Annotated in this window: 2 protein-coding genes, 2 tRNA genes and 1 rRNA gene; 3 read left to right on the plus strand and 2 right to left on the minus strand. The window is 42.9% G+C overall.

The features are described from left to right. Positions 1–1,075: 1,075 nt before the first annotated feature. Complete coding sequence (locus FD724_RS01245; protein ID WP_179071310.1) at positions 1,076–3,430, minus strand: ComEC/Rec2 family competence protein; 2,355 nt, start codon at positions 3,428–3,430, stop codon at positions 1,076–1,078. A 375-nt stretch (positions 3,431–3,805) separates the two neighbouring features. Further along, complete coding sequence (gene glyQ, locus FD724_RS01250) at positions 3,806–4,744, minus strand: glycine--tRNA ligase subunit alpha (RefSeq protein ID WP_179071311.1); 939 nt, start codon at positions 4,742–4,744, stop codon at positions 3,806–3,808. Between the two features lie 317 nt (positions 4,745–5,061). On the opposite strand from glyQ, the gene FD724_RS01255 reads away from it, so the two are divergent. The 3 genes from FD724_RS01255 (at position 5,062) to FD724_RS01265 (ending at position 6,918) form a co-directional block, all read left to right on the plus strand. Further along, positions 5,062–6,553 (plus strand): 16S ribosomal RNA (locus FD724_RS01255). Positions 6,554–6,683: 130 nt separating this feature from the next. Continuing rightward, positions 6,684–6,757: transfer RNA gene (locus FD724_RS01260), tRNA-Ile, on the plus strand. A gap of 88 nt (positions 6,758–6,845) precedes the next feature. After that, positions 6,846–6,918, plus strand: a tRNA-Ala gene (locus FD724_RS01265). Positions 6,919–7,016: the final 98 nt, after the last annotated feature.

Consider the following 7,016-nt stretch of genomic DNA (forward strand, 5'->3'; position numbering starts at 1 on the left):
TTGTAGCTCTAGAGAAGTTTGGGCAGGAATACTGTTGCCCCTGCCTCTAAACTTCCTTAGTGATTTTCCTAGAAAACGCTGGCACTGATACTGAGAGCAAAACCGATTTACGGATTCACTTATAGGTGAACTATTACCTCAAAACCATCTATATTGGGCATAGCTAAGTGTTCAGTTGCTACCTATAGCGTGTGTTTTCAGGGAAATAACTAATAACCCTGAAATACTTATTTCACTCCCTAATTAGATGTGATTATCATAATTTTGTTTTTTGTTCAGTATGATTTACTAAGTTTGCAAGCCTTTTTCCTCCTGAGTAGCAAGAGAGCGAATTAACTCCCGAATCACATCAGTTGCTGGTCTCCCTGTTATTGAACAGTATTGTTCAAGCTTCTGTGCCTCGCTTGATGTGAGATTGATGGTAAGTCGTTTAGCAGCCCATTTTTTATTCATGTAGGGGACAGACAAGCTATATTTTTAAACTACTTCTCTAATATCAATCATTTAAGATGCTACTACAATGGTATAAGTAATGACATCTAGTTCAAGTGATCGTGAAGTAGGATAGATGTTTTTCTAAGCAATAGTAAAAAAGTATGGTTTATTCTCAAGTATGAAGTTTAACTATTTTTAGAGCAAGAATTATAAGCACAATGTAAAAGAAATATTTAAATAAGTAAAAATAAGATAAGTATTTCCACTATTGTCAGATTTTAAATAATTAAGATGATTTGGTTCTGTAAATAATCAAGTCTAGTCCATGACTTCATTAAAAAATGAAAAAATGCTGTGTTTTAATTTAAAGTAGTTAGTTCTAGTCCAATAGTGCTTGTGGTTTTGCATTTTTCAATCGGAAGTGGGTTCAGGGAAAAGGTTAAAGGTTTTTTCTTTCCCCCTTTTACCCACCCAAAATCCAACAAGTATTGGGTGTCAGTCAAAGACCAGACTGTCATAATGTAGGCGAATGTGAAACTTCATTAAGTACTAACTAGGCTGTAATCTATAAAACTCATTTTTAGCTAGTCTTGCCTAAAAATAAATATCGTACTTTTAAAATTCCTGAATTGTGAGTTTTTCATAAGATAGAAGATTTGTTTTCTGCTGCTTCAATAAACGCCTCAAACTGACCATCAGGTGTCCATTGAATAGCCCCATCGCGTCCGGTAAAAAATAGTTTAGTTTGGCTTTGATTTAGTTCCGATAAAACCTTTGGATCAAAGTTAACAGAAGAAGCGATCGCCACTTGTGGTTGCAGAGCAATAACTAAATCTTTTAATGACTGAGGGGAACACCACAGGACTTGTGGACGAGGCAAGCTCCCATTTTTAACTAATTGCTGTACCTCTTTAGACTTGACATTACCGACTAATAACCAATTTTGATCTAAAATTTGCAATTGCAAGATGGGTAATTGAGCGTTGATTAACTGCGCCACTATTGAACCCGTTTTGACAGCTTGACCAACTGCCATTGGTTGATAAAATCCCTGATGCTTTTGTAATTCTTGTTGAATTGCCTGAGTTGCAATAGAATTTTCTGGATTGGGTGAATATTCATAAAAATTTTTTATTGGTAAACGTTGCAATAATTCTAACCAAGCATTACTTTCATTGCCTTGAAAATCAGTTGCGATCGCCCAATTGATTTGATTTATACCTTGCTGTTGTAAAAAGGGTAGGATTGTGAAACGTCCAGTCCCTTCATCACCACTATTAATTACAGTTACAGTTCCTCTATCTTGAACAACTACAATTGGTTCCGTACCAGATTCTAATACCGTTATCCTAAACAATGTATTTGTAGAATGCCAAAGGGGGATGAATACTAAACCAATCGCAATCACATTAGCAACCCACCACCGTCGCTGCCACCAAGGAACTAGCCAAACCATTATAATCAGTAAATAAATCGTCAAAAGCTGCCAAGTGGATATACTACCTACAGCAACAGAATTTCCTGGCAACTTGCTAAAAAACTCCACTAATTTAATTAGCCAGTCTGTCGGGTAATGTAACACCGAGGCGATGAAGCTTCCTGCCTGAGTCCAAATTAAACCTACTAAAGCACTAATGATTCCACCTATACTAATAATCGAAATTAATGGAGTACTAAGCACATTCAGCAACAAACTATAAGATGGTATAACCCCAAATACAGAAAGTTGTACAGGTAAAGTCCAAAGAGTCGCAGCAAGGGGAACGGCAATTAAAGAAGCGATCGCAGGTGGTAGCCATGCTAGGCGGTTGACTAATGCAGGTACTGTTACGATTAATCCCAGCGTTGCTAAAAAACTCAATTGAAAACCTAAATCCCAAATCCATAGAGGATTAAACACCAATAACAAAGTTGCTGCTAATAGTAACGAGCCGAACTGTTTTACCTTCCTTTTTAATAGCAGCCCAACTAATGCTGCAAAACCCATAATTACGGCTCTGAGAACCGCAGGTTGAAAACCTGTTAAACTTAGAAAAATGATTAAAGCCAAAAAGCCAAGGGTAAATTGCGTTGCTTTTTTTGCCCGTCTGGTTAACTGTAAGATCACACTCAAGATCAAAGAAGTTTGGAACCCAGAAGCTGCTAAAGCATGAGCTAATCCTGCTTGTACAAATAAGTCGCGGATATCGTAAGGTAAATCAACAGCTTTGCTGCCTAAAACCATTGCACTGACAAGCGGCCCTTCAGGGATACCCAACCAACGAACTTGCGATCGCACAATTCGCTCCCGAATTTGCCACCATCCCCATTTCCGTTCCTGATCCAAAACATTTATTTGTCGCCCAATCAAACCAGCAAATGTTCCTTCCTGCTTAAGAAACTTCTGAAAATCGAAACCACCAGGATTGGAAGCCGCCTTTGGTTTGTACAAAATCCCAGTCACAGCAATTTGTTGACTAGGGTATAACCCAGTCGCCTGAAGTATAGGCACTGTCACATACAATTTGCCCGTTACTCCTTTTGGGACACCTGCTGAACCTTTTTCATTTTTGACCTCATCTATCTGAGTTGCTTCCAGCCAAAATTGTCCTCGCTGACTGCGAGTTAAGCGAGGATTACTTGCCACTTCCCCACGAACAATCACAAGTTGTTCTTGATTACTGCTATTTCCAGGTGGAACAAACTGACTAATATCTTTTGCACCTGGTTGCGGCACTCGCCATTGAAAATATAGAGTTGCCAATAATCCTACTAAGCCAGCAGCTAGCCATATTCGAGGATGGGGATTAGTTTGCCAGGTATTAGGCACTGCCTTATTTTTGCTTCCAGCCTTTTCTGCTTTTTGGGCAAGTTGTTGTGAACTGGTACGTCTTCTAAAAAGAATTGCTCCCACTATCCCCAGAACCAAAATCCACACACCACCCCAAGGAACTGCTGTAAAGAGCAACCCAAAAATGTAGCCAAGACAAATAATTACACCACTGGTTTGAATCATAAGATTTTTTGTAAAAGCACCTGACACCCAGAATTCGCAGTTGACTTAAAAATAGCTAGAGTAGCAATAGAGAAAAATTGGCGTTGCTGAATTTGGCAATAAAATTCAAAAATCAAATATTCCAAACTCTTATTATCTGCGGCTGGAGTACCTCTGGGTAAGCTTTTCATCTCTTTAATAGACATCTTTGAAAGATTTTGATGCCTGTGGTGAAGTATAGTCCATCAAGTTTATACGAACAAAGCCCGCCTGTGCGGGCCTTATCTTGTAGCCTTAATCTTCCAGATTCAAGATTTAACGGTATTTCTGAACTTTAGCAATAGCTACATGATTAAAGATATGCCTAGCTTAGTAGAATGCAAAATCAAAGGTTTGCTAACCTGCCGAGGCAGATTTAGTTTGTATAGCCGCGACTTCTACTTGCCCAACAGGTATGACTGGTTTTAAATCTTTGAGCAACGGAAAACCCAATTTCTCCCTTTGCTCTACATATAAGTGAGCAACCTTCCTAGCCAAATGCCGAATCCTGGCAATATAGCGAGTTCTCTCAGTCACCGAAATCACACCTCTAGCATCCAGCAGATTAAACGTGTGCGAACACTTCATTACATAATCCAAACTGGGTAACACCAAACCCTTCTCCGTTAACTGACTAGCTTCCTGCTCATACAAACTAAACAGTGTCAGCAGCAATTCAGGATTAGACGCTTCAAAATTGTATGTACTCTGCTCAATCTCATTTTGCAGAAAAACATCACCATAAGTAATATTGTCCGTCCAATGAATTTTAGTAATTGCCTCCACTTGCTGGAGATACATTGTCAGCCGCTCTAAACCATAAGTAATCTCAATCGACACAGGACGGCAATCTATTCCCCCACACTGTTGGAAGTAGGTAAATTGAGTAATTTCCATCCCATCTAACCATACTTCCCATCCAGTACCCCAAGCTCCCACCGTTGCATCTTCCCAATTATCCTCTACAAACCGAATATCGTGGTCTTCAGGACGAATACCTAAAACCCGTAATGAATCAAGATAAATCTCCTGGATATTATCTGGCGACGGCTTAATCAGAACTTGGTACTGATAATAGTGTTGGAAACGGTTAGGGTTTTCACCGTACCGCCCATCCGTTGGGCGACGACATGGTTCAACATAGGCAACAGCCCACGGTTCCGGCCCCAACGCTCTTAAAAATGTCTGCGGATTCTTAGTACCAGCCCCCTTCTCAATATCGTAGGGCTGGGCGATAAGACAACCGCGCTCGCCCCAGAAGTGATGCAACAAAGCTATTACGGATTGAAAATTCACGCTTCCCCCATCCTTAGTTGGCACAGTGCATAAACCATTGTTGCCTAGAACCCGGCACTGTGGGAAGTTTCAGGGGACAAAGAAGCAGTCCAAAATTATTTTGGAGAAAATAGTTGACACAAGGGAGTGTGTTCGCTATATTGAATAAGTGCCTGAAGCGGAGAGCTTAAAGCGACTCGCGAAAAGGGATACCGAACCTTGAAAATATTATAGTTTGAAAGCAATTATACAGCAAGTGTATTGCGTCAAGAAAATAAAAAGATAACTAAGCTGAAGTTAAAAAAGAGCAGCTAAAAGAGCTATAGAGCTTTCCAATTAAAACGGAGAGTTTGATCCTGGCTCAGGATGAACGCTGGCGGTATGCTTAACACATGCAAGTCGAACGGTGTCTTCGGACACAGTGGCGGACGGGTGAGTAACGCGTGAGAATCTGGCTCTAGGTCTGGGACAACCACTGGAAACGGTGGCTAATACCGGATGTGCCGAGAGGTGAAAGGTTAACTGCCTAGAGATGAGCTCGCGTCTGATTAGCTAGTTGGAAGTGTAATGGACTCCCAAGGCGACGATCAGTAGCTGGTCTGAGAGGACGATCAGCCACACTGGGACTGAGACACGCCTGAGACTCCTACGGGAGGCAGCAGTGGGGAATTTTCCGCAATGGGCGAAAGCCTGACGGAGCAATACCGCGTGAGGGAGGAAGGCTCTTGGGTCGTAAACCTCTTTTCTCAGGGAAGAACACAATGACGGTACCTGAGGAATAAGCATCGGCTAACTCCGTGCCAGCAGCCGCGGTAATACGGAGGATGCAAGCGTTATCCGGAATGATTGGGCGTAAAGCGTCCGCAGGTGGCAATGTAAGTCTGCTGTTAAAGAGTCTAGCTCAACTAGATAAAAGCAGTGGAAACTACATAGCTAGAGTACGTTCGGGGCAGAGGGAATTCCTGGTGTAGCGGTGAAATGCGTAGAGATCAGGAAGAACACTTAGGTGGCGAAGGCGCTCTGCTAGGCGTAACTGACACTGAGGGACGAAAGCTAGGGGAGCGAATGGGATTAGATACCCCAGTAGTCCTAGCCGTAAACGATGGATACTAGGCGTGGCTTGTATCGACCCGAGCCGTGCCGTAGCTAACGCGTTAAGTATCCCGCCTGGGGAGTACGCTTAAGCAACGGTGAAACTCAAAGGAATTGACGGGGCCCCCGCACAAGCGGTGGAGTATGTGGTTTAATTCGATGCAACGCGAAGAACCTTACCAAGGCTTGACATGTCGCGAATCTTCTTGAAAGGGAAGAGTGCCTTCGGGAGCGCGAACACAGGTGGTGCATGGCTGTCGTCAGCTCGTGTCGTGAGATGTTGGGTTAAGTCCCGCAACGAGCGCAACCCTCGTTTTTAGTTGCCAGCATTAAGTTGGGCACTCTAGAGAGACTGCCGGTGACAAACCGGAGGAAGGTGGGGATGACGTCAAGTCAGCATGCCCCTTACGCCTTGGGCTACACACGTACTACAATGCTCCGGACAGAGGGCAGCAAGCATGCGAATGCAAGCAAATCCCGTAAACCGGGCTCAGTTCAGATCGCAGGCTGCAACTCGCCTGCGTGAAGGAGGAATCGCTAGTAATTGCAGGTCAGCATACTGCAGTGAATTCGTTCCGGGGCCTTGTACACACCGCCCGTCACACCATGGAAGCTGGTAGTGCCCGAAGTCATTACTCCAACCATTCGTGGAGGAGGATGCCTAAGGCAGGACTGGTGACTGGGGTGAAGTCGTAACAAGGTAGCCGTACCGGAAGGTGTGGCTGGATCACCTCCTTTTTAGGGAGACCTACACCCCTTACATATCGAAAAACACACAGTTAAATAGATAGTAAGTTGGTCTAACCTAGGTCGGTCGCAGACATGAGCAGAATGTAAAAAGCTTTCAAACTATGATTTGGTTCGAAATGGGCTATTAGCTCAGGTGGTTAGAGCGCACCCCTGATAAGGGTGAGGTCCCTGGTTCGAGTCCAGGATGGCCCACCTGAATCAATTAAAAATGTAAAATGCAAAATTAAAAATGAAGAAGATTCAATTTTTAATTTTTAATTATCAATTTTTAATTGTATCTGGGGGTTTAGCTCAGTTGGTAGAGCGCCTGCTTTGCAAGCAGGATGTCAGCGGTTCGAGTCCGCTAACCTCCACCTGTGGCGATTGCCATTGAAAAAAAAGAGTGAGAGTTCAGCAACATGACACACGTGTCAGACTGCTGAGTTGTATCTCAGCCAGAACCTTGAAAACT

It is taken from the genome of Nostoc sp. C057 (assembly GCF_013393925.1).
GTDB classification, from domain to species: Bacteria; Cyanobacteriota; Cyanobacteriia; order Cyanobacteriales; family Nostocaceae; genus Nostoc; species Nostoc muscorum_A.

Excerpts from the sequence above, each read along its gene's own strand:
- FD724_RS01245 (WP_179071310.1), bottom strand. The coding sequence starts at position 3,430 with ATGATTCAAACCAGTGGTGTAATTATTTGTCTTGGCTACATTTTTGGG.